Raw genomic sequence first — 25,053 nt, 5'->3', positions numbered from 1 at the left:
CTGGGTTGTGGTGAGGTAATTGACGGCATTCTGTAGGGGCAAACCTTGTGTTTGCCCGTTGCCGACCAAAGCAATGAAGGCCAGGGCGGTCTCGTACACGGTGGAAGGGGAACTACCGAAGCCGCCGTCGCTGTTCTGATGAGCGATGAGGAAGACGGAAGTCTTGCCGACAGCATTGGCGATAACGGTCATCTGGGGGAATTGCTGCAATGTAGCCGAAACAACGGCGGTCATATAGACGTTGCTGCTGTCACCCGCATAGAAGCCCCAGCCGCCGTCGGCGTTCTGGCTGGTGGTAAGATAGGCCAGGGCAGGATTGATGATGGTGGGGTCGGTGTAGTTTGCGGATTTGAGGGCTTGGAGAGCGAGGGAAGTGTGGAAATTACTGCTTTCTTGAATCAGATACCCGCCCCAGCCGGACCCACTATTTCTATACGAGAGAAGCGTATTCAGGTCATTGGTTGCGTCACCACCAAGGGTGTTGGTTAACTTGATCCTTGGCGCTAGGTAGGTGGTGCTTTTTGCATCTGCGGTTTGGAGCCAGGTCAGACCATTGGTGTAGGCAGCTGAAGTGTCACCTAAGGTGGCGAATGACTCCAAGACCGAGGCAGTAGTATAGAAGTCAGTGGATGAAGATGAAGAATTGGTCCAGCTTCCGTCGCTGCTCTGAACAGCCTTCAGCCATGCTACTCCATTCACTATTGCCGGGCTTTGGGCTTCAGCAGTAGCCGTCCAAAGTAACAATATCAGCATCAAATACCATAGTGTCTTCTTTATCATATGCCCTCTCCACTGAATCTAATCCATTAAAATGCTCATCAACACGTACTTCTGCTAATCTAGGGTCTGTTACTGAATTAACAACTCATGGGGGTTAAGGAAGAACATCCTGTCGAAACCATGCTTTTCAGATCTATAGTTCCACACATAAGGTATTTGGGTGATTATGGCATAATGCAGGTGCGGGGCTTTACCAACCGCATTTCCAGTTGTACCGACTGTTCCCACTTCTGATCCGTGTCTGACAAACTCTCCGACTTTCACTGTGATGGTTTTCAGGTGAGCATAGTAATGGATGCGCCACTTCGGTCCCAAAATCGAGACAACTTTCCCCCCATTGCCATTTGATTCAGCAGAGACAACAAAGCCGGTGCAGGCCGATATGACAGGAGTCCCCTCTTTGGCAAAAATATCGATCCCCTTGTGAACACCGGATTTTCCCCATGGGCTGAACCAGAAGGATTTTGAGTTCCAGTCAGATTTAGTTGCGAATTTAACTGGAATAATCAACTTTTGAGGCATCAGGAACCCCACAACCAGAGCGAAGAGTGCCAGAACAACTAAATGTTTTGATAATTTTCCCAAAGAAGGTCTCATGTTCAGTAGTAATTTCCGTTGCCAGCAAACTTATTGTTGCCTTATAAACAATTCTGGATCACTCACCCACATGGCAAAATATGGATAGTTGCCAGTCTTTTGTTTCAATAGGATCAAGAATGGTTTGTCAAAAATAAATTTCCGGGGTTTTTCCATACTTGGTGGGACTTCTTCTTTCATGGCGCTAAGGAATCCTGACGACTTGAGAACAGCGCCTTTCTCATCCAGTTTGAATTTCACATCCTGGATTGCCTTTGCCAGGTACCACCCTTCCCATCCTTTGTTCATGATCCGCTTGTTCTCCAATTCAGAAAAATTGCGGATCATTTCAAAATTTATTATTGGTACTCTTATAGTTTCTTCATCACGCAGTAAACTTGCCTCGATCTGACGGATCCTATCCATGACTTCTGTATATGTTTGCAAAAGATTACTCTTGGGTGTGATTTTTGCCAGGATTACTTGATCATCATCTAATTTGGTTCTTAGTGAGATAATAAAGTTGTTCTCATTTTTATAATCAAAAATAGCAACTTGATTTGACAGCTTTTGATGTTGACGTTTGGATGAGGAAAATGAAGATACTCCAAACCCTTTTACCTGTGCCTCTTGACCGCTTGCTGCATAAGTAATCGGCTGATCCAGTTTTTCGAATTCAAAAGGAAACTCCAAGTTTTTGTACAGAAAAGCATATGCGACAAGCTGTCGCCCAGTATCACCAAATTTTGGAATATTGAAGTCGCGCGTCGCATTATCACCAAATTTCTCATTCAATTGGTTCTTTGTTTGTGAAACAAGTTCTTTCGTTAGTTCACCAGCTACTGCTACATATGATCCTCTTGAAAGGTCGTTTTTATCCAGTGACTGCCGATTCAAGCGCTTAGCCAGAAGACCGTCATTTTCTAAAATAATGTCTCCCTTAATAATTTCGTCACGCATCGAATTCCAGGCCATCTGGAACGATGCGCAATAAATAGTATTGTTACTCAAGTCAAGATTCTGGCCTAGATCTAAAGAAATTGATGTATGTTGAGGTTTTGTTATCGGTTGTGGCTCTTTGCTAGAAGTACAAGCTGAAGCCAAACAAATCATCATGAGCATTATTGCTTTTGCTACTGTCATATAAATTATTCCTTCGGTGGTTGTTAAAGGTTTATCGTCTGAATCCACAAATTGATTGGATAAAAATATTTGTGGGTAGTGACATACTGGATCTTAGAGGACGCGGGGTCTTAGGGAACGTAGTTGACTTGTTGACTAAGGCGGTACTTAATCAACAAATCAACTATGTCCCCCACGTCCGCCTGTTATTTTAAAAGCATATTTTTTAATTCGCATCTTTTGTCGGCACTTACACTGTTCATCTTGAGAAATCCCCGCCAATAACTTTTCCTGTAGCTGCATCGACCTTGATTACAAATTTGTCTGAAAAATTAACCTCTTCAGCCAACTTAAGGTCATTACTTGGCAGTGAATAAGTAACGACCCACGCAAGGCGTGAGTCTGTGCTATGAAACGGTGTAAGAAAGCCAAAAATGGTATTGGGCTGGATTATTTTCAGCTCTGATGAAGTTACAACAAAATCTTGCAAATGTTTCTTCGCCATGTCGCCCCGCAGTAGGTCGGAAACTTTACCACGACTAACCTCTATTGCCCTGTCTTTTGGTATTTTCACATCAGTTGAGCAGGGTTTGCCAAGGAAATGCTTTGCATATGAGTAAAATTCGCCATTTATTGCCATTATGGCAACAGATAATGAATCGTTTTCATATAAATAACCATTGTGCACTCTCTTCCAATGACCAATCCAAGCTCCATTATAGGTTTTATCTAAACTCATATGAGAAAAGATTACATCTTCTGGTAAATTTATATTATTTGCATGTATAAAAACGATTTCTTTTGCTTTGTTTTCTGGTAATAATTTAGGCCAGTTTCTCTTTTTTCTGTTATCTAGTGATATATTGTACTCGCGGAACACCTGATCTCGAAGTTTATGATTGTCAAAGCGAGTTATTTCTTTGTCTTTACAACTAATGTCAAATGATGCTTCTATTGTTCCTCTTGGCCGAACAACTAATTCCTTACTCTTACTTGATAAGTTAAAATGATCATATCTACTGCCTAAGACCATGGGCTCAGTACTAATATAAACTCCCATCTTTTTACAAAAATTCTTTGATAGAAGGATGGCATCTTTATCTGATAGACCGCACCCCAATGCATAAACACACAAAAAGAGAGCAACAGCCATAAAGACAATACATATTAGATATTTATATTTTAATTTTGACATTTTACCTCCGCGGTTGTCAGTCACTATAATATGCCATCACCAAATATTTTGATCATAAGACCAGCTGGATTTGTCGTATATTTACCACCACTTATACGGTTTGCTGAATCGGTGGCTGTTCTGCCATCCACCATATTGCTCCACCATCTGTAAGCAAAATAACCTCCTTCAATGTATTCAGTCGAGTCGTTCCAACCTAAGAAGACCTCATTCCGTGTGCCAAAAGAGCCAGCAAAACTACCATCTCGTGCACTTTTACAAGAATTTAGAAAAACAATTCGTGCATTAGCTTTTATATCAGATGGGAACACATACTCAGGCTTATTCTTGCTGTCGTAACTTGGAATTAACATGTCCCCAATCGGTGCACCGTCTGGCATATGTGTGCTAAAGTATCGGGAGGTGGAATGACCGCTATAATAAATTATCCAGTTTCTTTCATTGTTTATGAATTCAAGGAACTGAGCCTTTGAAGTCACCCCCAACATTTCTGGTATATATCCTCTACCCAAGAGCATATAGTTAATCGCAATGGTGAAATAATCGTCAATTGAAGCTTCAATCCAATACATAATATTGTTAACTCTGATCTCAGCTGCTGGCTGCCCCACAGCCAGAGCTGCATATTGACGCGCCAAAAGTCCTAATGCTGAATGAGCCGGTAGCATTGTGGTTCCTCCCCCCGCAAGCCCCCGAGAAATCATATAAGCCCCTTCACCTGTATCGGGGTTTCTGACCATGAAGCCAGTACCGGTCCACTCGTTCCGAGTTGTGTATTTACTGGGAATGGTAACCTCCTTGCCTGCTGCAACCAAGTTCCTAATGTCATCCTTCACCTGCTGCCCTTGGTTTAACAGAGGCAAGGTGCCATCGATGTTTGCACTGGTGATGGTGTAGATGGGCAAACCAGCTTCGTTTGCCAGTTGCAGAAGCTTTACGGTGGAAACCGAATCGATACCGGAGAAACTCTCCCAAATGGCATGTTCGAAATAGGAGGTGTTGAGTCCCTGGATCTTGGTAAAGGCCTTTTCCTGCTCTTTGTCGCCGGTAATGGAGAACGGAGACTGTATGTATCGCGGTATATCAATTGCCAGCCCAGAGATAACAGGGGGAGAAACGGTGAGGCCAAAGAGTTCGCGGTAGCTAGCCGACACCGATACGAACCCGGCATTGGCCGCTCTTGTGTTGTAGATGTGCATGACTCCTTCAAGAAGCCTTGAAGCGTTATTGGTTTGAGTGAAGTATTGAAGACCGATGTTGTGCAATACCTTTCCGATTTGGTCGTCCCCACTGTTGATCGATTCATAGAAGGTGCCTATAAGGTTTTCAGAGTTATCGAGGCCGCCAAGCGCCTGCCTGTCCGCAACATTCAAGGCCGAGAGTGCAATATTGTAGTAGATACCTGCTGCCATCTCCGTTTCTATGGTGTCACCGAAACTGCCGGGTGTCGTGAACTGGAGGCTTAACTTCAATGATTCCCCCATGCCGACCGGGGGACCTTCCAAGACGAGGGTGTTATCAACTTTGACCTGTGCCATTATTTTTACAAGATAAGCAGGTGTCTTCAGCAGTCCACCATATCCGGCTACTACAGCATTATCCTGATCGCTTGCGGGGGCGTATGATACCGTAATCTGTTTGCCTGCAAGCTCGCAGACGTCTTTGGTTATGGTAGCCGAGTTTTCTGTTGCGGGATCGCGCAGTACCAGAGTAATCTTGTGCTGCTTGGATGAATCAATGCTGGTGAACTTATTGCCAGCAACGACGGTTTTGTATGGCAGTGTGCCGAGCAAGGTTCCAAATTCATGCTCCTTGATCCTCTTCAGGTAAAACATCTCGTGCATACCGCCCTGGTAGTTGGCGGTATGGTAGTCTTCCAGCGCGAAGAGGTAGCTTAGAGAGGGTGGCAGCTTGCTCTGGGCACGCAGGTAGTCTGTTTCGCTGAATTTCACGATCTTCGACATATCCAGAGAAGCATAGAGTTCATGCTCTTTAAAACTAGGGTCGATGGGAGTCCAGGCATTCCCGGGGCCGTTCTTAGCACCAAAGGATGGGTACATGTTGACGAAGGCTTCCACCCAGACATGTTCCAGACGGAGGGATGCTATTTTGCCACCGCTTACACCCGCCTTTACAGGTATCCCGCCGGAAGCCAGTATATCCCCTGCTGTATTTGGGTCTTTAACGCCAAGCCAGGACATTGCACGCTCTATCGGCAACTCAATAGTGCCCATAGCATATTTGGCAGGTATATTTGCCGCTCGTAGCAGTGCAATAAGAAGGCTCGCTTGATCGTAATCATTACCCGATTTTTCCAGAAACGTCTGCTGAGTACCTTTCAGAGAGCCATAATACGCCTCGAACTTGAAATTATTCCGCACCCACTCATAGATCTTCACCGGATTATTCCCCAACTCCAGCGCCTTGGCCCTGATCTCCGGGGTAAGTTGCACCTCGATGGTCTCAGCAAGATCATCGGGGGTGAGTAGCCCGGCAGTGGAACCGGTGGAAGCAAGCATGATCCGCTTCTGACTCTTCCAGGCGTGCTTATCCTTCTTCAGATCCTTCTCGAACTCTTCCTTCTTCATGCGCGGTTCGCGCTTGATTACCTTGGGCTGGCGATGGGGGAGATTGTTGGGGTCGAGCTTCTGGTGGCGGGAAGGGGCTTTGGTCTTTTCCAGGTGGCGGCGGGCTTTTTCCATGCCCGCTTCGGCTTCGGCCTTGTCCTTTGCCTTTTCTATGCGGTCGATATTGCCCTTCAGCTCGGTCAGGTTGTCATCGTAATGTTTGACGAACTTGTAATGGCGCTCCAGTATTTCGGCAGGTAGCTTGGCGTCTTTCAGCTTTTTCTCGGTCTCGGCAAACTGCTGCCGAACTTCCCCGTCAAGGGCTTCGACCTCTGCCCGTTTCGCCTTCAGGCGCCCTTTCTTGGTCTGCAGGTCCTCCTTCTTATCGCCGAGGATCTCTTCAACCTCTTCGGTTGCCTTGGCAAAGCGCTCCCCTGAGCCCTCCGGCTTCTTCTCGGCCTGCTGCGCTTGGTCTTCTTCGCCTCTATCTGGGCGGCATTGGCGATGCTGAAAACCCCACCGGACGTCCAGGTAAAAAAACAGAGAACTACTGCGGATATCTGACGTGCGTATTTGCGGAACATCTTTACCTCCATAAAAAACATTCAAAAACATCAAACCTTGAATTGGACGCGGAAACTGCGGATCAGAGCGGATCAAGCATAAAGTCAAAACCTTAAGTCTTTGACCTGGGGTTTAAATCCGCCTTTTCCGCCTTTATCCGCGTCCCATAAAGATTTTAAGCCTGTCATTTTCTCTGATTATCAAAGGCCCTTCGCTTTACCTCCGGCGTTGGCCCAAAATTCATCAGCAACCCCGTCTCAATCTTTGTTGCCTTCAAATAGTTCAACAGTTGTGCTTCATGCTCCGGACTCAGGGCTCGGGCAGCTTTTATCTCAACAATTATGCAATTCTGCACCAGCAGATCGGCAAAATATTCACCTACAACATTCCCATCGTAGAAGACCTGAATGGGATGCTGAGAAATAACTGTAATTCCGAGCTTCTTCAGTTCGACCAGCAAGGCATTCTCATACACTTTCTCGAGGAAGCCGTACCCCAGGACATTGTATACCCGGTAAAAAGCGCCTATGACTGCTTCCGTCAGGTCTTTGTATTTAAGGCAGCTTTCCAAAACCAGTACCTCGTATTTGGGACGCGGAAACTGCGGATCAAGGCGGATTAAGCATAAAACCAAAAACCTTAAGTCTTTGACCTAGGGTTTAAATCCGCCTTTTCCGCCTTTATCCGCGTCCCGATCATAAGCCTCTCAAAACCTTTATTTGACGCGGAAACTGCGGATCAGAGCGGATTAAGCAGAAAACCAAAAATGTTAAATCTTTGACCTGGGGTTTAAATCCGCGTCTTCCGCCGTGATCCGCGTCCCATAAAGATTTTTGACTTTAATCCTGTAGCCCGCTCTTCACCCAAAAGTGCACAAAATTTCATCAGTGCCACCAAAAGTGTAAAGAAATTTTACAGTGTAAAAAATTTTTACAGTCTATATCCTTGTTTTTAAAGGGTAATCAGGACTATAGAAAACTGATGAAAGGAATACAACTTAATTAAGAATATAATTTGTTAATTTATAGACACAAATCGGCATCAAGCCAAACAGACAATTTCATTGGAGTGGGAAAATCTGAGGCAGGTGCTGCGTAGGGCCTGTGAGAATGGCTCGGAGAGGGTTAGAGATCCAGATTGATGAAATCGAAGGCCTGTACCATATCGGCAACGGCTTTGGAGCGGCAATACTTGATGAATTCCCTGGCGAGCGGGGTCGGCTCCCCTTTCGCCACCAGGTTCAGGACGCGGATTAACGGGTATGAGCCGTTGACGATGGAAGCCTTGGTGGGAAGCCGGCCGTCCAGGGCAATCATGCGGATCTTGCCCTGCCGGCTGGAATAGCGGTAGGCCTCGCCAAAGGAGACATAGCCGATGGCGCCGCTGTTTTTTGCCACCGCCTTTATGGTAATGGCCGATGAGGCAGGAATGAGAATTCCCTTAAGCTGCGACACCGGTATCTGCAGATATTCGGAAACTATTTTGGTGGATGATCGCCCGTCACCCCGCAATATGGCCTTGAGCGGCTGATCTCTGCCGGTAAATTGCTTCCAGTTGCTTGCCTTGCCGGTGAAGACCTGCGCCAACTCGGCTCTGGTCATATTTTTTACCGAACTGTTGCCGGAAACGATGAAGCAGATGGCATCGAGCCCAACGGGGAATGCCTTCAGGTCCCGTTCCGTTTCCTTGAGCGCCCGCGACACCATGCCGAGGGAATTTCTGCCGCTTCTGGTATCGCTCAAGCCTCTGGCGGAGTTATAGCCCTGGACGGTGATCGTCACCCCCGGGTGCAGGCGCTCGAAGGATTTGGCCATTTCCGCAATGAGCGGAGCCATGGTTTCCGAGCCGGTAATCAAAAGGCTGCCGGAGAGGCGCTCGGCGGCCGATGCAGGCAAGGGGCTGAAGGTCAGCAGGGAAAGCAGGAGAAAAACCAAAAGACACAGGTGTTTGCTCGTAACCATCATTTTTTTCCTTTCAGGGGAAAAAGGAAAGAATTTCATCGTGTCGGTCCAGCCGTGCCAATGCAGGCATATCTGCCTTGTAGGCAAGGAAAGGAACACCGGCAGCCTCGGCGGCCAGACGGTCTACCTCGGAATCGCCGACGAAAAGGGCCTGCTGCGGTTCGATGCCATAAAAGTCCAGGACCTTGAGAAGCGGGTCGGGGTATGGCTTGGGCCGCGCCACCTTGGCCGCCGTCATCACATAGCTGAAATAGCGGGAAAGATCGAAGGATTCCAGCACCATATCCACGGAGGTGGAGCGGTTGGTGCAGACTGCCAGATGGACCAGCGGCTGCAGTGCGGTCAATGTCTCGCGGAAGTTCTCCTCCATGAACATCAGATGCACCAGCTCACCGTAGTTTATGGTTCCGGCAAATGCCTGGGCCTCGGCACGGCGGTCGTCGCCGGCAAAGAGATAGGCCATGACATCGGCATTGGCATAGGTATGAAGGACCCGCATCGTCTCCCCATCATTCCGGTCCAGGGGCGGCTTGCCGAAATGGGCCAGTATCCGCTGGTAAAAGGCGAAGTTGGCCTCGAAGGAGTCGAACATCACCCCGTCGCAATCGTATATTACAGCTTTATAGCTTGCCCTCACTCCTCACTCCTCACTCCTCACTCCTCACTCCTCACTCCTCACTCCTCACTCCTCACTCCTCACTCCTCACTCCTCACTCCTCACAGTATCCGCTTCACCCTTCACCCTTCACCCTTCACGCCCTGCAGGTATTCTTCCCATTCAATGGGCAGCAGGTGCTTCTTGCGGTTGTTGCAATCCTTGCAGGCGGGCACCACATTGCCCCGGGTGCTCTTGCCCCCGCGAATGATCGGCACAAGGTGTCCATGGAAAGCTCTTCCGCTGGAAATCTGCCGCCGCAGTAGTGACAGATTCCCCTGGCAAGACGATTTTTCCACCACTGGGACGTGCGCAGTTCGCGGGCCTTTTCCCGCTCCCGTTTTATTTCCTGTTCCGATACTTCGATGATGAAGGACAAGTTATCCTACCTCCAGCCTCCAAGGCTGCCGTGGCTTCGGGAGTGAGTGACAGAGCGGCAACGGCGAGCGGACACCCGCCGGTATCCGAAAAAATAAGGTCTGAGTGGCCGTCTGCAACCTGGGTGAATACATCCATAGACACCGCAAGGTCCGCAGTTGCAGCGACCGAACGAACGGACGAAGCCGCGGCAGCCGCTTAACCGATGGTGGAATATATGAGAGCGGCCTTCAACAGGACCGCCGGAAGGTTTCTATGGCCGCCCTGGCCAACTCGTCGCAGCGCTCGTTTTCCGGGTGGCCGTTGTGCCCCCGCATCCATATCCAGTGGATGGTGTGAATGCGGGACAGCTCCATGAGCCGCTCCCACAGCTCCCGGTTCAAGACCGGCTCTTTTTTGCTGTTGACCCAGCCTTTCCGCACCCAGCCACCGATCCACTCGGTCATCCCCTTGACCAGGTACTGGGAGTCGGTGGTGAGATAGACCTCGCACGGCCTTTTCAGGGAGGAGAGCGCCTCGATGGCAGCGGTCATCTCCATGCGGTTGTTGGTGGTGTTGCCGTCGGCGCCGGACAACTCCTTGACGTTGTCCCCATAACGGAGGATGCAGCCCCAGCCGCCGACGCCGGGATTGCCGCTACAGGCACCGTCGCAGAAAATCTCAACCTTCAATATAGGCCCCTTCAGCTTTCAAAAGCTCGGCGATTGCCGCCATTACCCGGTCAACGATGAGCTGATGGGTCTCTTTGCAATCCTGCAGCAAATACAGATCGGAAAAATCCAGCGGCTGGCCGAAGACAACAGCGGCTTTCTGGCCGATGCCGGGAAATTTCCAGTGATTGAGGCCGATGAGCGCTGTGGGGATCACCACGGGCCTGGTGTCATAGATGATCTTGCCGACTCCGCGGTTGCCCTTGCCCAGCACGCCGTCCTTGTGTCTGGTTCCTTCAGGGTAAAGCATGACCTTCTGATCCCTGAGCAAGTCATTGATGGTTTTGCCCGCCCGTACATCACGGCCGCGTTTGACGGGAAAAGCTCCCCACGAACTATAGAGCCAGCGCTGAAAGACGCTGGTAAAGAGCTCTTCTTTGGCTGGAGCCAGAGCATCTGCAAGGCATGCCGCCTGATCACCGCCCAGGGAAGGAATATGGTTTCATAGGCCGATATGTGGTTTGAGGCTATCAGCACGCCGCCGGATGGGGGAATGTTGTCGCTCCCCTTGATGTGGAAGTTGTTGATGGACGAGGCGTAAAAACCGACGACATGGCAGGAAAAGGTTACCCAGAAGCGGCGCAGAAATGAGACTTTCAAGGACTACCTCTGTTAGAAAATGGGATAGAGCCATACATATAGCATGATTGGCAAAAAGGGGGCAAGTTTGTTGAAACAGCAGGAGGAACCGGGGACAGGAAATAACAGCTAATGGAGCGGCAGGGGCAGATGTCTCTGTTAAATTTCAGTTGAAGGTAAAATAAAAGGTGGCTCCTTTTTCCGGCTCTCCTTCTCCCCACACCCGGCCGCCGTGATGCTTGATTATACGCTCTACCGTCGCCAGGCCTATGCCTGTCCCGGAAAAGTCGCTGCTGCTGTGGAGTCTTTGGAAAGGTTTGAAGAGATTCCCTGCCTTTTTCATATCGAAGCCGGCGCCATTATCCCGGATAAAGTAAACCTTTTTACCCTCATCTTCCCTGGCCCCGAAATCAATTCGTGCATCGGGACGTTTGCCCGTATATTTCCAGGCGTTCCCCAGCAGGTTTTCCAGTACCACGTGTGCCAGTTCGGGATCGCAACAGGCGGTGACATCTGCCGCAATATTGAAAACAACCTGCCGGCCCGGCGCTGTCAGCTGCAATTCGGTGGTAATGTCGAGGGCAAGCCGGCTCAGGTCCACCTCTTCCCGCCTTATCTCTGCCTTTGTCACCTGCGACAGCGCCAACAGTGCTTCGATCAGCTCTTCCATCTGCTCGCACGCATCGGTGATGGTATGCACGAAGAATTTTCCATTTTCGTCGAGCAAGGGGGCGTAATCTTCCTGCAGAGCCTGGCCGGCGCTGAAAATGCGCGTCAACGGCGTACGCAGATCATGGGAAACGGAATAACTGAAGGCTTCCAGTTCTTTATTAGCCGCTGCCAGTTCTGCAGCGTGGGCGAAAAGATCTTCATTCAATTTTTTTATCTGTTTTTCCGATTTCTTCAATTCCGTAATGTCGATGACTATGCCGACAAGTCCGGCAACCCCCCCCCTGGCATCGGTAAAGGTGGCACTGTTCAAAATGACCTGCCGCTGGCCGCTATCTGCACAAGGAATTGTGGTTTCAAATACCTGCACACCGCTCAGCGAAAAGTTTCCGGTCCATGTTTTCCTGGGCCGCAGCAAGGTGGGGAGGTAAAAATTGAGAGGCTGTCTTACCGATGACACCACTTTTGGCAATACCACTGCAATGGGTAAATGCCTCGTTGCAACCCAGGAAAACGCCATTTCTATCCTTGTAAAATATCGGGCTGGGTATGGTATCGATCAGCCGCTGCAGCAGATTGGCCTGGCGCTCAAGTTCGGCTTCGGTCTGTTTGCGCTTGGTAATGTCCCTGACCATCTCGATGCCGGCGACGACTTTGCCGTTTTTATCCCGCAGGGACGAGGAAATGATCTCGACGTGAATTTTCCCTTCTGATCTGGCTGGAGATGATTCGCGCCGGTAAACGTTGCCGTCGCGGAAAGATTTGACCAGATCGCAGAAATCACAGGCTTTGTCATTCATTTGGTAGGCACTGTAGCAGTATTCACCCACGTGGTCACCTACCAGCGCCTTATGGGCATCATTCTGATAAAGTACCTTGAGGTCGGTATCCTGAATGCTGATGCCGTCCCCCATGGCGGAGACTATGGCCGTGGTCCTTTCTTTTTCCGCTTCCGCGTCGTCCAGCGCAGACTGTAAAGCCGCCTCCAAGGCATCGCGCTGGAGCATTACCCTCCTGATGTAAAAAATGAAAGCAATAAACAATAGGGCAAAAATAATGCGGATTGCCAGTTCCCGCTGCTGAATATAGGTCTCTTCTCCAAACAGATGAGCATCAACAGCAGCGTCCAACATCCAGAATAAAACCAGCAGACACATGGCAAGCAGAGTAATCCTTTGGCTGCGTATCTTACTCTTCTGGTCTATCATCCACCCTCACACATTCTATAATAGTCATAACCATATCCCATCGATGGCAAATTTACAACGTCCACATTTGCCTTCAGCCAATTTGCTGGCAGTGATATATCCGGTGCGGTGGATGAGCAGCTCGCCGCATTCCGGGCAGAAGGTATGCTCGCCCTGGCTGCCGGGGACATTTCCTTCATAGACATAGCGCAGCCCCGCGTTTTTGCCAATCTGCCGGGCACGGTCCAGGGTAGCCAAAGGGGTCCTCGGCTGGTCGAGCAGCTTGTAGGTTGGATAGAACTGGCTCACGTGCCACGGCACCTCAATGCCCACCTTTCCGGCAATAAAACGGGCAATGCCTTCCAGATCGGCATCCGAATCATTCCAGTTGGGAATGACCAGCGTGGTCAGCTCGATCCAGATTTCCTGCCGCTTGTATTCCACGATGGAATCCAGCACCTCCTGGAGCATGGCATGCACCACCTCTTTGTAGAAGCGGTCGGAATAGCCTTTCAGATCGATGTTGGCCGCATCCAGGTAGGGCCGGATCTGGCTCAATGCTTCCGGGGTAATGTAGCCGTTGGTGACGAAGATGTTCTTCAATCCTGCTGCCCGTGCCAACACTGCAGTGTCATATGCGTATTCGAAATATATGGTCGGCTCGGTATAGGTGTAGGAGATGGAAGCACACCCGCTACGCTTGGCATTGGCGACTATTTCCTCAGGGCTGAGTTCCGTTCCCATGATCTCCAGCGTACCGCCGCTTGGTTGGGAGATGGCATAGTTCTGACAATGGAGACATCTGAAGTTGCATCCCACTGTGGCTATTGAGTATGACCTGCTGCCGGGAAGAACATGGAACAGTGGCTTTTTCTCTATGGGATCCACGTGTTCCGCAATTGCTTTGCCATAGACAAGGGTATAGAGGGTGCCGCCCTGGTTCTCCCTCACCATGCAGATGCCCCGTTTGCCTGAAGGTATCAGGCAACGAAAGCGGCAGAGTCCGCACTTGACCGTATCGCCCGCTTTCCTTTCATAAAACATTGCCTCTTTCATGGGATTACCTCCTCTTGCTTATCGGCAAAAGCAATGGGAAAATAAGGAAAAGTTCAAGATCCTGCAGCGGAATTTGCCCCAGTACAACTACTTTAACTGTACCATTAACCACAACGATAAAAAGCGGTAATAAAAGCGCCCCGGCGCAGATTATTTGCATCCCATGGCCGCTCCGAACAAGGGCAGACGGATGCGGCAGACCCTAAACCACTGTTTTATTCAATAGTTATCAGATTATTGTCTTGCAGGAAAAATATTGATTGCCTAAGATAGTAAAAACAAAAGAAAAAAGGAGAGATGAATGCATTGCCCAATCTGTAAAAGCAGCAAAAAAGTGGAAATTGACATGCATGCCGACGGCTACGCAAAGGACCTGCTGGAGTGCAACGAGTGCGGAGCCATCTGGACAGACTACCTGGGCAAGATCACCCTGCTGAACGCACAGGCCGCCTGAATTACAAATACCGGGAATCCGCACTGCCGGATTCCCGGAAACATTTTCCTGCTTCAAACACTCCTTACCAGCCTGTTACTCCGAGACTACCTTTTCCAGAACCTCATCGTAGACACCCGCCATCACCTGCCAGTCATAGCGACTGACCGCGTCCCTCAGCATCTCCGTCGAAGGGTGAGCAACTTTCAACAGTCCCTCAAGCTTCACCTCAAGCTCTGTTTCCCCATCATAGAAGAATTGCCCATGCAGCTCATCCGGAAGGTGTTCCGGATATGCGAGCCGCTTCGGCAGCAGAGGCAGACAGCCGCAATAAACTGCCTGGACGACGCTTGCGCCAAAGAAATCATGGTAAGAGGTAACTGGCAGTATATCCGCTTCCCATAACCAGCGTGCGTACTCGGCAAAGGATTTCGCAAAACCGAATTGAATGATTCTAGCGCCAAGCCGCTCACGGGCTTCGTGAAAGACTCCCGGTGCATTGGAAAAATTCTCACCCAGAACGGCAACCTCAAAATCGAGATTTCTGGCTGCCAGGCGTTCAAGCACGCCAAAGAACCCCTCGGGGTTCTTGTCGTATTCCCAACGGTGGTTCCATAATACAAGTGGCGGTCTTATGGCAGGCTCGCTCTGTACTTGACGATGCGGGTCCAATGGCCGCAGGTCCATGCCCAAATGCAGCACTCGGGATTTCCGACCTATGGATTGAATGCTGCTCCACTCCCGTTTGTCGGGCATCGCCTTGAGGAAACAAGGCAATTCTGCCATAAAGGCGTCGTGGTGATAGGCGGAGTTGAAAAAGACGGCATCGGCGGCAAGGGCACTTGCATAGTTGATGAATGCGTAATGCATGTCACGGTTCAGTGCCTTGTCTGCATCATCGGGTGACCATGGGTAGGTGAGCTGATTTTCGTGGAAATAAACGGCAGCCTTGCAGGGTGCCGATTTTGACCGTGTCAGGGCAAGAAAAGTGGTCAGATCCAGCATATCCGTAGCCAGAAGGAGATCCGGCTGGAATTTTGAATCGAGGAACCGGTGGGCGAGCGCGACGGCACCGCCATGCATCCGCCACTTCCAGTGCCTGCCGGGAAGAGTGATGATCTCCACCTGGTGTCGGCTATAGCGGGCATATTCCTCGGCCCAGGCGGCATGAGACCCTGTGAAGAATGGTTCCAGGAGGGTGATTTTCATTCAATCTCTCCAGAGGCTCATACGAACCGCAGTCCGGCCCTTTAGGCCCCGCGGGTCCGCAGTAGTTTTGCATCAGCCTCTTAGAACATGAAGCGGCGCATGCTGATATTAAGGAGTATTCCCACCCCGACCATGGATGTAACCATGGAGGTCCCTCCGTATGAAAAGAACGGCAGCGGCACCCCCACCACCGGAAAGAGACCGATGACCATGCCCATGTTGATGACGATATGCCAGAAGATCATGGCCGTAACACCAACAGCCATGAGGCTGCCGAACCGGTCGTTGCACCTTGAGGCAATATGCAGGCCCCACAATACCAGAAACAGGTAAAGGGCCAGTACCGTCATGCAGCCCACAAAACCCCACTCCTCTGAAAAGACTGAAAAAGCGAAATCGGTATGTTGCTCGGGAAGAAACCGCAGCTGGCTCTGAGTCCCATGGAGGAAACCTTTGCCGAGCACCCCCCCCGAGCCGACGGCGATCTTGCTCTGGATAATGTGGTAACCGCTCTTCAACGGGTCCTGTTCAGGGTTGAGGAAGGTAATGATACGGGCCTTCTGGTAGTCCCGCAGGTAGTAGTGCCAGGCCAGGTAAAAAATCGGCACCGCTGCAAGCATGATGGAGACGACGGCACTCCATCGGACCTTCACATAAAGGAGCATCGAGGAGGCGATGAGGATGACCATGATGGCGGTACCCAGGTCGGGTTGCTTCATGATAAGCAGTGCCGGGATGCCAAGCATCATGCATGGATAGATCAGGTCTCGCAGCGTAAGGCCGTTAAACACCGGGTACCTGCTGAAGAAACGGGCAAAGGTCATTATGACCACAATCTTCATCGGCTCGGAAGGCTGAATGTTTACGAATCCCAGGTCCAGCCAGCGTGTGGCCCCCATAGATGTCTTGCCCACCAGGAGAACGGCCACCAATAGCAGTACCACCCCCCCATACACCCAGTAGGCTATGTCATCCAGGATGTGATAATCGATACTGCAGGCCAGAACGCAGAGAGTGACCCCGGCCGTGATCCAGTATAGCTGCTTGATGAAATAGGGGGGTCCTGCCATCTGGTAAGAAGCGGTGGCGCTGAAAATATTGACCACACCGATACTGCAGATAAGCAGCACCAGCGTCAGCAGGGTCCAGTCGAAATTGGTGAACAACCTTCTGTCAAACATTAAGGACAGCCTCCACTACCAGGGCTTGCAGAACAGCCTGCCGTTCAAAGCCCCGCTGAAACTCATTCGTCATCTTCTGCAGGAATTTCATCCGTCTGCTCCACATCCTCTTTCTTAACCGGTTTTTTATCACCCCTTTGCCCTCGAAATAAGCCCTCAGGATGCGTCCGGCTATGGGAGCCGCGGCGGCGCCTCCGTGCTCACCGTGTTCAATGACGACGCCGACCGCCACTTCAGGCTTTTCAAAGGGCGCAAAGGCTACAAAAAGGGCATGGTCGCGGAACTGGTAGGGAACATCACCCCTGCTGTCCCGAAGCTTTACCACCTGTGAAGTACCAGTCTTGCCTGCCACCTTTACCTCATAGAGACGTGCCGCCCCACCGGTGCCGTGAGGCTCGTTGACGACGGCAGCCAACCCCTCTTTGACCAATTTGTATGTGGAAGGTTTTATTACGGCAGTGCCGATAGTTTCTGGTGCAAATTCCTTTAACACCTTTCCGTCCGGATCTATTATCCGCTTCACAAGATGTGGCCGGTAGATGGTACCTTCATTGGCAACGGTTGCTATCATCGAAGCAAGCTGGATGGGAGTTGTCAGCACATAGCCCTGGCCAATGGCAACGGAGAGCGTTTCGCCCCGGTACCACTTTTTGCCATACTTCTTAAACTTCCAGTCGGAAGTGGGTATCACTCCACTCTTCTCATTATCGAGACCGACTCCCATGGCCTGGCCAAGGCCGAGTTTTCTGGCATATTGAGCGATCTTATCCACCCCCAGGCGCTCCCCCAGTTGGTAAAAATAGACGTCGCAGGATTGTCTCAGCGCTTTCTTCAGGTCGACCCGGCCGTGCCCTTTCTTTTCCCAGCATTTGAAGGTACTGTTGCCGAACTTGTACGAACCGCTGCAGTTGACAGCAGTATGTTCATCGATCAGTCCCTCCTCCAGGCCGGCAATGGCCGTAACTACCTTGAAGGTGGAGCCGGGAGGATATTGTCCCTTGAGAGCCTTGTTTTCCAGGGGATGCCGCTTGTCCTCAACGTACGATTTCCATTGCTCGGGAGAAAGCCTGCCGGAAAAGAGAGCCGGGTCGAAGCCCGGATTGCTGGCAAAGGCAAGGATTTCTCCGCTGTTCACATCGACAGCGACAGCAGCGCCTGCCTTGTCGCCAAAAGCTTCCTCTGCAGCTTTCTGCACATCGGTATCTATCGTGAGGACCAGGCTGTTGCCGATGGTGGGACTGGCCTCCGTCACGGTCCGCAGAAACCTCCCTCGTGCATCGACCTCCACCTGCCGGCCGCCGTCGGCGCCATGGAGTTCTGCTTCCCAATTCCGCTCAATGCCGCTTTTGCCGATGTAGTCACCCAGATTATACTCGCTGAACCGCTCTTTAGCCATCTCCTGCTCGTTGATTTCTCCCAAGTAGCCAAGGAGGTGGGCGGCAAGAATACCGTTGGCATATGCGCGGATCGGTTTCATTTGAATGTCGACCCCGGCAAACAACCGCATGCGGTTCTCTTCCAGGAACTCCAACTGGTCACGACTAATGCCCGAAGCGACAATAATCGGATAATATTTCGCTCTCCCTCTGCCTTTGTCCCATTTCTGCACCAATTCATCCCGGTTCAGTCCCAGGTATCTGGACAGGTTGTCGAGCAGGACATCCTTGTCCTTGACGTCCTGCGGGATCAGCGCCACGCTGAACGAAGGGGTGTTGCTGACCAGAACCTTGCCGTTGCGATCCAGTATTGCTCCACGGGGCGCGGCAACAGGCACAAACCTGAGGCGATTATTCTCCGATTGATCGAGAAGATTATCCGATTCTATGATCTGCAGATACCAGAGCCGGGTCAGAAGCAGGAAAAACATGGTTGCTGCTGCAAGTGAAAGACCGAAGATGCGCCTTTTCGGCTCCGCGTTTTCCCGGATGTAGCGTTGATCCATTTTCATTTACGGTTCCTCTGCAACAACCGAGGCAGGCATCATGAAAATCAGGGAAGCGATCAGGGCATTGACAAGCGCCTGGGGAATCAGCGACGACAAAAGCGTTGCATAGATGCCGTTGGCTGCAGAGAAAAGGAATAAAAGCAGCATGTTGAAAAGTCCCGTAGCGATGGTGGCAAAAAAAACGGTCAACACCATCAGATAGCGGCTGTCGGTATAAAGCCGGTCGGCTGTCTTGTGGAGAGCATGGAAAATGCACAGATAGGAAAAACCATTGAGCCCGAAATAAATACCGCTGAAACAATCATGGAGAAGCCCCAGCGAGAAGGCAGCCAGTGCGCCGAAAGGGCTCTTGGAGCGTAGCCCCAGATATGCAACCATGATAACCAGCAGGTTGGGATGAAAGGGGTCCAGCAGATAGTAGGGAAATATGGTTGTTTGCAGTAAGAGAACGGCAATAACGATGGAGAGAGCTTTGACAAATTTAATCATATGTTTGCTGGAGGAGGACCAGAACCTCTTCTAGTCTGGATATATTCACTGCAGGCCTTACCTCTACCGTCTGAAAGATACCATAGGCACCTTTTTTCACCATGGTAACTTCACCTACTTTTAAACCCTTGGGAAAGCCACCGCCAATACCGGAGGTAACGATAACATCCCCCACCTTCACATCTTCGTCACGCAGGGTAAATTCCAGGGAACAGCGGCCATCACCGGCCCCCTTCACCACTCCTCTGGCCCTTGAACGCTGCACTACAGCCGCTATGCCGCTGGCATGATCGGTCAGAAGGAGCACCCGTGAGCTGTCTGCCGCTACCTTGACCAGTCGGCCTATAACCCCGTCAACGGCAACTACCGGCATCCCTTCCTGAAGTCCTTCGGCTGCCCCGCGATCAAGAAACAGCGTCTTGAACCAGGGGGATCCATCTTCGCCAATGACGCCGGCAGCCAGAGAAGGAACCTGGGTGGAGGTTTTCAACTCCAACAGGCTTTTCAACCGCTCGTTGGCCATGAGCGCTTCGCGGCTTTCCGTTTCGCGGGCACTGTATAACTTTATGATCCGCCGCAGCTCCTTATTTTCCCTGCGTATGTTCACCAGGTCAAGGTAATCTGACCATAGGCCGGAAAAAAAACCATTGCCCGCCGAGCCCAGTTTCGATGCCGGCGCCATCACATTCATGACGCTTCGCTCAAGCGGACCGGCATGTTCCCTGTTTTTGAGGTGCAGTGAGTAGAAGATGAGGGCGGCCAGAAGCGATAGTCCGACCAGAAGGTAAACCTTCTTGTATTTGTTCAACAGCTCTATCATGTGCGCTCTGGAAAATTTAAAGGGAGACGGACGTCCCCCCTGAAACTTTCAGCTGATGTGGTCTCAATTGCATTCAGTCCAGAACAAAAGGAGAAGAGGCGACATCCTCGTGGCGAATTTCGTCCACGGGCTGTTTTTTGTTTTCACCGGCAAAGAGTTTGTTGGGGGCATTGAAAACAATGCCGTTGCCGATACCCACGTTCTTGTAGGCATGCACCACCCCCGGCGGCACGGTCATCATCATCGGCACGTCCTGGCCGGCAAAGATAACCTGCTTTACACCATAGGTGGGAGAATCTTTGCGATTGTCCCACAGGTATATCTTGAAGTTGGAAGGACCGATAAAGCAGAAGTAATCTGTCTGATCCACATGCTCATGGGGTCCGCGGGCGACTCCCGGCTGAGTCATTGAGATATACGCCATTACCGGCATTATCCCCTCGGCAATCTCGTCGGAGCGGTACAGTTCGGCAAGCCAGCCCCTTTCGTCCAGATATTTTGTCAGGGGCCTTACCAGCACGTCGTGGATTTTACCTTTTTTGAATTCCATTTCACTTGCTCCCACAAAGTTCGTTTTCGTTGTAAACGTGCTGCAGATAATCACGATAACTGGATTTGGGAGTGTTGGCGATAGCCTCGGCCATGCCCTTGCAGTCAATGAATCCCAGACGGAGGGCTATCTCTTCCAGACAGGCGATCTTCAGTCCCTGGCGCATTTCCAGCGTGCCGATAAAATGGCTGGCTTCCAGCAAACTCTGGTGGGTTCCGGTATCCAGCCAGGCAATGCCGCGCCCCAGCTTCTCCACCTGCAGCTCGCCCCGGCGCAGATACTCAAGATTCACGTCGGTAATTTCCAGCTCCCCCCGTGGGGAAGGTTTCATGCCTTTTGCTATCTCCACCACCTTGCCGTCATAGAGATAAGTCCGGGCACGGCATAATTGGTCTTCGGCAGCTGGGGCTTTTCCTCAATACTTACCGCCCGGCCCAGGCTGTCGAACTCAACCACACCATAGCGCTCCGGATCCTGCACATAGTAGCCGAAGATCTTCGCCCCGCCGCGGAATTCGGCAACGGCCCTGTCCAGCCCCATTTTACCGTAAAAAATATTATCTCCCAGAATCAGGCAGACCGGGTCGGTGCCGATAAACCGCTCACCGATGATGAACGCCTGGGCGATACCTTTAGGCTCAGGCTGCACCTCGTAGGTGAGGCGGATGCCCCAGCGGGAACCGTCCCCCAGCAGATCACGGAACCGGGGCGTATCGTGGGGAGTGGAAATGATGAGAATGTCGTTGATTCCTGCCATCATCAAGGTGGCAAGGGGATAATAAATCATCGGTTTGTCGTAGACCGGCTGCAGCTGCTTGCTTGCAACAAGCGTCAGCGGATACAGCCTGCTTCCCGCTCCGCCGGCAAGAAGAATACCTTTTTTGATCCCTTTCATGGCGCCCCTTCCATCACATTCAAAAATATTAAAACCTTTGTTTTCTAGCATATTGCCTGAAAGGTCGTCAAACACTAATGTCTATCGGCAATGGTGGCATCCCTTCGATAATAACAAGACTGGCAGCCATAATATCATCAAAGGCCTTGATATTGTGTGGCAGGAGCTGTTCCTCGGCTTGTCCGTAGCCGGTTCTGACCAGAAGGGGCCGACATCCGGCGGCAAGCCCTGCTTCAATATCGGCGAGCTTGTCGCCGACCATGAAAGAGGCGGCAAGATCGATGTCCAGGTCCTTAGCAGCCTGAAGAAGCATGCCCGGCAAGGGTTTGCGGCAAGCGCATTCTTTGCGGTAATGGCCAGTGCCGTGCTTCGGGTGGTGGGGGCAAAAATACCAGGCATCAATCCGTGCTCCTGCCTTGGCCAATTCCTTTTCCATGTGGCAATGGAGCTTTTCCAGCTTCAGCTCGTCATAGTAGCCCCTGCCGATTCCGGACTGGTTGGTGACCACGACAACGAGGAAACCGGCCTCATTCAACAACCTGATAGCTTCCGGCGCATCGGGGATCATCTGAAAATCCTCAATCCGGTACAGATACTCCTTCTCCACGTTGATTGTGCCATCCCGGTCAAGGAAAACGGCCCGCTTCGTTCCTGTCATCTCACCACCAGCCTAGCGCCTCTCACCGAACAACCGCTTCTCCAGCAGGTCACACAGGATATGAATAATGGTGATGTGCCCCTCCTGAACTCTGGGGGTATCGTCACATGGGACCGTTATGGGAACGTCTACTATTTCGGTAATTGTTCCACCATCCCTGCCCAGAAGGCCGATGGTCCGGCAACCCAGTTCGTCGGCAACGAGAAGGGCTTTATACACATTCTTCGAAGTTCCGCTTGTGGAAATTCCCACTACCACATCTCCCGGTCTGGCAAGAGCTTCGATCTGGCGACTGAAGATATTTTCGAATCCATAGTCATTGCCGATGGCGGTGAGGATGGATGTATCGGTAGTAAGGGCAATGGCGGGAAGACCGCGACGTTCCATCTTGAAGCGGCCTACCAGCTCCGCCACCAAGTGCTGGGCATCCGCTGCAGACCCGCCATTTCCCATTACCAGCAGCTTTTTGCCATTGCCAAGGGCATCGGCCAACAGCTCGACAACTGCCGCAATCTTTGGTGAAAGTTCCTGACCGATGGATTCCATCACCTTCTGATGGGAACGTATCTGGCTCTTAATCTCTTCTATCATCGCATCTCCTTATCCTGCTCTCAAGTTCGGCAAATGGCAGCAGAGGCGCGTCACCCTTATAACTCATGCCGTCTATACCGGCTACGACAATTGTCTCGGGGGCCTCCGATAATATCCGGGTTATCATTTTCTGCACGGTTCCGGCAGTGTGGAAAAAGGGCACGGCATGAATGGTGATATTTTCATGCAAACTGCCGTGGCCTGACTTCATCAGATATTTGTGCAGGTGAGAAGGGGCGATGATATGAAAGAAACCGCCTTGACGGGCAGACGGCAGAAGAAGCTCGATCCGGGAACGAACCATCTCCGGATCAGCGCCCTTTGGCATCAGCAGACAATATGAAGAGTCCTGCCCCCACCTGCTCCTGAATTCGGCAATGGTTCTCTGCAGATTTTCCCGACGCCTGGTCTCTGAGCCCAACAGAACCTCCTCCTCATACCGGACGTCCGCGCCCGGCACGAGAAAAGTGAGAGATCCTGCTCGACAGGCCCTGCGTGAATAGTCCCTGAGACACCAGGTGCCTCCGTCCATCTCCTCGTCAAAACCGCCGATGGCATCATAGAGACTCTTTCTGATGAGCATGGCGGCAAATGAGCCGTGGGCAACTTCAATGGCGGTAATATGCTTGCCCTTGACCTTCCCCCGCCCCTTCAGCACAAGACCAGGCACAATCAGCCCCGCATCTTTCCTTTGCCGCGCAAATTCCAGCAGCGGCTCAAGCCAGCCAGGCCCAACCAAGGAAGTATTCTTCACTATGAACAGGTACTCCGCCTCCCCTTTTTCCAGCCCCCTGTTCAGGGCCTTCACCAGTCCCTGGTTCACATCGTTTCGCAGGAGGAACGCCCGGTCATCAAGCCCTTCTGAAAATTCCTGCAGCAGCTTTTCCGTTTCCCGGTCACTGCCGTTGTCCACCATAATTAATCTGGCATTGGGAGAATGATTGAGGAGGTTGACAAGACAGTTACGTGTCTCAATCGGCCTGTTCCACACAGGCACAATGATGTCAATTGCCGGTTGAGTCATCACAGTTCCACATTTGATGTAAAGGTTGGGATAGTAAGAGGGTAGGACACGTTATCTCTGGTGGGAAAGGCAGGGGCCGGAATACCGAGCCCCTGCCGTTGCCTCTTGTGTTTGGATCAGGAACTGATAGCCACGTTTCTCAGGAGGGCCAGTTCATCGAGAACCTTTCCCGAGCCGAGAACGACGCATGACAGCGGATCTTCGGCAGTAACCACCGGCAGTCCCGTTTCTTCCCTGAGCAAGCTGTCCAGGTTACGGAGCAAGGCACCGCCGCCGGCAAGAACAATCCCCTTGTCGACGATATCGGCCGCCAACTCGGGAGGAGTTCTTTCCAGGCAGATACGTACGGCATCGACGATGGCATTTACCGGCTCGGAAAGTGCCTCGCGAATCTCGTTGGAATTTATTTCGATGGTCTTGGGAATACCCGATACCAGGTCACGCCCCTTCACATCCATACTCCTCAGCTCGCTGCCCGCATAGGCCTCGCCAATGTCGATCTTGATGATCTCCGCCATCCGGTCGCCAATGAGCAGGTTATACTTGCGTTTTATATACTGGACGATTGCCTCGTCCATCTTGTCGCCGCCGACGCGCACCGATTTCGTGTAGACGATGCCTGCCAGGGAGATAACAGCCACCTCGGTTGTCCCCCCTCCGATGTCGACGATCATATTGCCGCTGGCTTCGGTAATGGGCAGGCCTGCACCGATGGCAGCGGCCATGGGTTCCTCGATAAGGTAAACTTCACGGGCGCCCGCAGATTCGGCAGACTCCTTGACCGCCCTTTTCTCGACCTGAGTAATGCCGGACGGCACGCAGATGACAATCCGCGGGCGGACCAGTGTCTTGCGATTGTGAACCTTGTGGATGAAGTAGCGAAGCATTTCTTCCGTTATGTCGAAGTCGGCGATAACTCCGTCCTTCATGGGGCGGATGGCGGTGATACTACCCGGCGTACGTCCGAGCATCTTTTTCGCTTCCATTCCCACCGCCAGCGATTTCTGCTGGCCGTTGCTCATTTTCTGAACGGCTACAACCGAAGGCTCGCGTACCACAATCCCCTTCCCTTTCAGATAAACAAGGGTGTTGGCAGTGCCCAGATCGATAGCCAGGTCGTTTGAAAACATTCCCAGAAAGGAATCGAATATCTTTAGCATTAAATAACTCCTTGGTTTTTAAACACTTTAATTGTTCACGCAAACTAAGGAACAATAGCAAAAAGCCCCTGTTCATGCAAGAGGGAAAATCTGTGTTTTC

At 51.2% G+C, this 25,053-nt stretch carries 23 protein-coding genes and 3 pseudogenes; 1 reads left to right on the top strand and 25 read right to left on the bottom strand.

Annotation, left to right across the window (positions count from 1 at the left end; all coding sequences use genetic code 11):
• The 14 genes and pseudogenes from JCM15764_RS09205 to amrS all read right to left on the bottom strand — a co-directional run.
• Positions 1 to 780, bottom strand: a 780-nt coding sequence (locus JCM15764_RS09205; RefSeq protein ID WP_243688650.1) for a prenyltransferase/squalene oxidase repeat-containing protein, incomplete at its 3' end; no start/stop codon positions are given.
• 69 nt (positions 781 to 849) lie between these two features.
• The gene (locus JCM15764_RS09200) at positions 850 to 1,365 is read right to left on the bottom strand and encodes a M23 family metallopeptidase (protein WP_243688649.1); all 516 of its coding nucleotides are present in this window, start codon (positions 1,363 to 1,365) and stop codon (positions 850 to 852) included.
• A 42-nt stretch (positions 1,366 to 1,407) separates the two neighbouring features.
• The gene (locus JCM15764_RS09195; protein ID WP_054694944.1) at positions 1,408 to 2,499 is read right to left on the bottom strand and encodes a serpin family protein; all 1,092 of its coding nucleotides are present in this window, start codon (positions 2,497 to 2,499) and stop codon (positions 1,408 to 1,410) included.
• Positions 2,500 to 2,737: 238 nt separating this feature from the next.
• Positions 2,738 to 3,673 (bottom strand): hypothetical protein, encoded by a 936-nt coding sequence (locus tag JCM15764_RS09190; protein WP_243688648.1) that lies wholly within the window; start codon positions 3,671 to 3,673, stop codon positions 2,738 to 2,740.
• A gap of 23 nt (positions 3,674 to 3,696) precedes the next feature.
• Positions 3,697 to 6,900, bottom strand: coding sequence for a transglutaminase-like domain-containing protein (locus JCM15764_RS09185; RefSeq protein WP_243688647.1), 3,204 nt, complete (start codon positions 6,898 to 6,900; stop codon positions 3,697 to 3,699).
• A gap of 88 nt (positions 6,901 to 6,988) precedes the next feature.
• On the bottom strand, positions 6,989 to 7,375 hold the full coding sequence (locus JCM15764_RS09180) for a GxxExxY protein (RefSeq protein ID WP_054694955.1): 387 nt from the start codon (positions 7,373 to 7,375) through the stop codon (positions 6,989 to 6,991).
• Positions 7,376 to 7,928: 553 nt separating this feature from the next.
• The gene (locus JCM15764_RS09175) at positions 7,929 to 8,768 is read right to left on the bottom strand and encodes a phosphate ABC transporter substrate-binding protein (protein ID WP_243688646.1); all 840 of its coding nucleotides are present in this window, start codon (positions 8,766 to 8,768) and stop codon (positions 7,929 to 7,931) included.
• A 10-nt stretch (positions 8,769 to 8,778) separates the two neighbouring features.
• Entirely contained in the window at positions 8,779 to 9,402 is a 624-nt protein-coding gene (locus JCM15764_RS09170) for an HAD family hydrolase (RefSeq protein WP_243688645.1), read from the bottom strand.
• A 101-nt stretch (positions 9,403 to 9,503) separates the two neighbouring features.
• A pseudogene (locus JCM15764_RS09165) lies at positions 9,504 to 9,799 on the bottom strand (HNH endonuclease).
• A gap of 229 nt (positions 9,800 to 10,028) precedes the next feature.
• A complete protein-coding gene (gene rnhA / locus JCM15764_RS09160; protein ID WP_054694932.1) occupies positions 10,029 to 10,469 on the bottom strand; it encodes a ribonuclease HI in 441 nt (146 codons plus the stop codon).
• Positions 10,459 to 11,108: pseudogene (locus tag JCM15764_RS09155) on the bottom strand (lysophospholipid acyltransferase family protein). The gene rnhA and the pseudogene JCM15764_RS09155 overlap by 11 nt, the downstream one beginning before the upstream one ends.
• Before the next feature lie 145 nt (positions 11,109 to 11,253).
• Positions 11,254 to 12,069, bottom strand: coding sequence for a sensor histidine kinase (locus JCM15764_RS22585; protein WP_243688644.1), 816 nt, complete (start codon positions 12,067 to 12,069; stop codon positions 11,254 to 11,256).
• 43 nt (positions 12,070 to 12,112) lie between these two features.
• Positions 12,113 to 12,964: a PAS domain-containing protein gene (locus JCM15764_RS22580; RefSeq protein ID WP_243688643.1), complete on the bottom strand. Its 852-nt coding sequence runs from the start codon at positions 12,962 to 12,964 to the stop codon at positions 12,113 to 12,115.
• 24 nt (positions 12,965 to 12,988) lie between these two features.
• Positions 12,989 to 13,999 carry an AmmeMemoRadiSam system radical SAM enzyme gene (amrS, locus tag JCM15764_RS09145; RefSeq protein ID WP_054694928.1) on the bottom strand — a complete coding sequence of 337 codons (1,011 nt, stop codon included), beginning with the start codon at positions 13,997 to 13,999 and terminating at the stop codon, positions 12,989 to 12,991.
• A gap of 301 nt (positions 14,000 to 14,300) precedes the next feature.
• Between amrS and JCM15764_RS22575 the strand changes: the two genes are divergently transcribed.
• A complete protein-coding gene (locus tag JCM15764_RS22575; protein ID WP_012648545.1) occupies positions 14,301 to 14,453 on the top strand; it encodes a hypothetical protein in 153 nt (50 codons plus the stop codon).
• A 75-nt stretch (positions 14,454 to 14,528) separates the two neighbouring features.
• Here the strand turns inward: JCM15764_RS22575 and JCM15764_RS09140 are convergent, their stop codons facing one another.
• The 11 genes and pseudogenes from JCM15764_RS09140 to JCM15764_RS09090 form a co-directional block, all read right to left on the bottom strand.
• A complete protein-coding gene (locus JCM15764_RS09140) occupies positions 14,529 to 15,641 on the bottom strand; it encodes a tRNA-queuosine alpha-mannosyltransferase domain-containing protein (RefSeq protein WP_054694923.1) in 1,113 nt (370 codons plus the stop codon).
• Positions 15,642 to 15,721: 80 nt separating this feature from the next.
• Positions 15,722 to 16,822 (bottom strand): rod shape-determining protein RodA, encoded by a 1,101-nt coding sequence (rodA, locus tag JCM15764_RS09135; RefSeq protein WP_054694920.1) that lies wholly within the window; start codon positions 16,820 to 16,822, stop codon positions 15,722 to 15,724.
• Positions 16,815 to 18,770: a penicillin-binding protein 2 gene (mrdA, locus tag JCM15764_RS09130; RefSeq protein ID WP_054694917.1), complete on the bottom strand. Its 1,956-nt coding sequence runs from the start codon at positions 18,768 to 18,770 to the stop codon at positions 16,815 to 16,817. Before mrdA ends, rodA begins: the two co-directional genes overlap by 8 nt.
• Positions 18,771 to 19,256, bottom strand: a complete 486-nt coding sequence (gene mreD / locus JCM15764_RS09125) for a rod shape-determining protein MreD (RefSeq protein WP_054694914.1) — start codon at positions 19,254 to 19,256, stop codon at positions 18,771 to 18,773.
• Entirely contained in the window at positions 19,249 to 20,076 is an 828-nt protein-coding gene (gene mreC, locus JCM15764_RS09120) for a rod shape-determining protein MreC (RefSeq protein ID WP_054694911.1), read from the bottom strand. Before mreC ends, mreD begins: the two co-directional genes overlap by 8 nt.
• A gap of 73 nt (positions 20,077 to 20,149) precedes the next feature.
• Positions 20,150 to 20,626 (bottom strand): dTDP-4-dehydrorhamnose 3,5-epimerase family protein, encoded by a 477-nt coding sequence (locus tag JCM15764_RS09115; protein ID WP_054694908.1) that lies wholly within the window; start codon positions 20,624 to 20,626, stop codon positions 20,150 to 20,152.
• Between the two features lies 1 nt (position 20,627).
• Positions 20,628 to 21,520, bottom strand: a pseudogene (gene rfbA / locus JCM15764_RS09110) (glucose-1-phosphate thymidylyltransferase RfbA).
• A 67-nt stretch (positions 21,521 to 21,587) separates the two neighbouring features.
• Positions 21,588 to 22,178, bottom strand: a complete 591-nt coding sequence (gene gmhB / locus JCM15764_RS09105) for a D-glycero-beta-D-manno-heptose 1,7-bisphosphate 7-phosphatase (RefSeq protein ID WP_054694905.1) — start codon at positions 22,176 to 22,178, stop codon at positions 21,588 to 21,590.
• Positions 22,179 to 22,190: 12 nt separating this feature from the next.
• Complete coding sequence (gmhA, locus tag JCM15764_RS09100) at positions 22,191 to 22,769, bottom strand: D-sedoheptulose 7-phosphate isomerase (protein ID WP_054694901.1); 579 nt, start codon at positions 22,767 to 22,769, stop codon at positions 22,191 to 22,193.
• Positions 22,753 to 23,793, bottom strand: coding sequence for a glycosyltransferase family 2 protein (locus tag JCM15764_RS09095; protein ID WP_054694898.1), 1,041 nt, complete (start codon positions 23,791 to 23,793; stop codon positions 22,753 to 22,755). The genes gmhA and JCM15764_RS09095 overlap by 17 nt, the downstream gene beginning before the upstream one ends.
• A gap of 116 nt (positions 23,794 to 23,909) precedes the next feature.
• Positions 23,910 to 24,953: a rod shape-determining protein gene (locus tag JCM15764_RS09090; RefSeq protein WP_012648556.1), complete on the bottom strand. Its 1,044-nt coding sequence runs from the start codon at positions 24,951 to 24,953 to the stop codon at positions 23,910 to 23,912.
• Positions 24,954 to 25,053: the final 100 nt, after the last annotated feature.

The sequence above is a fragment of the Geotalea toluenoxydans JCM 15764 genome (assembly GCF_001311985.1).
GTDB lineage: Bacteria > Desulfobacterota > Desulfuromonadia > Geobacterales > Geobacteraceae > Geotalea > Geotalea toluenoxydans.
Note: the sequence above shows the minus strand (reverse complement) of the source record. Positions and strands in the feature narration are given on the sequence as shown.

What these genes read in the sequence shown, in the direction of transcription:
- JCM15764_RS09195 (WP_054694944.1), bottom strand. Translation starts at nt 2,499, where the DNA reads ATGACAGTAGCAAAAGCAATAATGCTCATGATGATTTGTTTGGCTTCA.
- JCM15764_RS09190 (WP_243688648.1), bottom strand. Translation starts at nt 3,673, where the DNA reads ATGTCAAAATTAAAATATAAATATCTAATATGTATTGTCTTTATGGCT.
- JCM15764_RS09175 (WP_243688646.1), bottom strand. Translation starts at nt 8,768, where the DNA reads ATGATGGTTACGAGCAAACACCTGTGTCTTTTGGTTTTTCTCCTGCTT.
- JCM15764_RS22580 (WP_243688643.1), bottom strand. Translation starts at nt 12,964, where the DNA reads ATGATAGACCAGAAGAGTAAGATACGCAGCCAAAGGATTACTCTGCTT.
- amrS (WP_054694928.1), bottom strand. Translation starts at nt 13,999, where the DNA reads ATGAAAGAGGCAATGTTTTATGAAAGGAAAGCGGGCGATACGGTCAAG.
- JCM15764_RS22575 (WP_012648545.1), top strand. Translation starts at nt 14,301, where the DNA reads ATGCATTGCCCAATCTGTAAAAGCAGCAAAAAAGTGGAAATTGACATG.
- JCM15764_RS09140 (WP_054694923.1), bottom strand. Translation starts at nt 15,641, where the DNA reads ATGAAAATCACCCTCCTGGAACCATTCTTCACAGGGTCTCATGCCGCC.
- rodA (WP_054694920.1), bottom strand. Translation starts at nt 16,822, where the DNA reads ATGTTTGACAGAAGGTTGTTCACCAATTTCGACTGGACCCTGCTGACG.
- mrdA (WP_054694917.1), bottom strand. Translation starts at nt 18,770, where the DNA reads ATGAAAATGGATCAACGCTACATCCGGGAAAACGCGGAGCCGAAAAGG.
- mreD (WP_054694914.1), bottom strand. Translation starts at nt 19,256, where the DNA reads ATGATTAAATTTGTCAAAGCTCTCTCCATCGTTATTGCCGTTCTCTTA.
- mreC (WP_054694911.1), bottom strand. Translation starts at nt 20,076, where the DNA reads ATGATAGAGCTGTTGAACAAATACAAGAAGGTTTACCTTCTGGTCGGA.
- JCM15764_RS09115 (WP_054694908.1), bottom strand. Translation starts at nt 20,626, where the DNA reads ATGGAATTCAAAAAAGGTAAAATCCACGACGTGCTGGTAAGGCCCCTG.
- gmhB (WP_054694905.1), bottom strand. Translation starts at nt 22,178, where the DNA reads ATGACAGGAACGAAGCGGGCCGTTTTCCTTGACCGGGATGGCACAATC.
- gmhA (WP_054694901.1), bottom strand. Translation starts at nt 22,769, where the DNA reads ATGATAGAAGAGATTAAGAGCCAGATACGTTCCCATCAGAAGGTGATG.
- JCM15764_RS09095 (WP_054694898.1), bottom strand. Translation starts at nt 23,793, where the DNA reads ATGACTCAACCGGCAATTGACATCATTGTGCCTGTGTGGAACAGGCCG.
- JCM15764_RS09090 (WP_012648556.1), bottom strand. Translation starts at nt 24,953, where the DNA reads ATGCTAAAGATATTCGATTCCTTTCTGGGAATGTTTTCAAACGACCTG.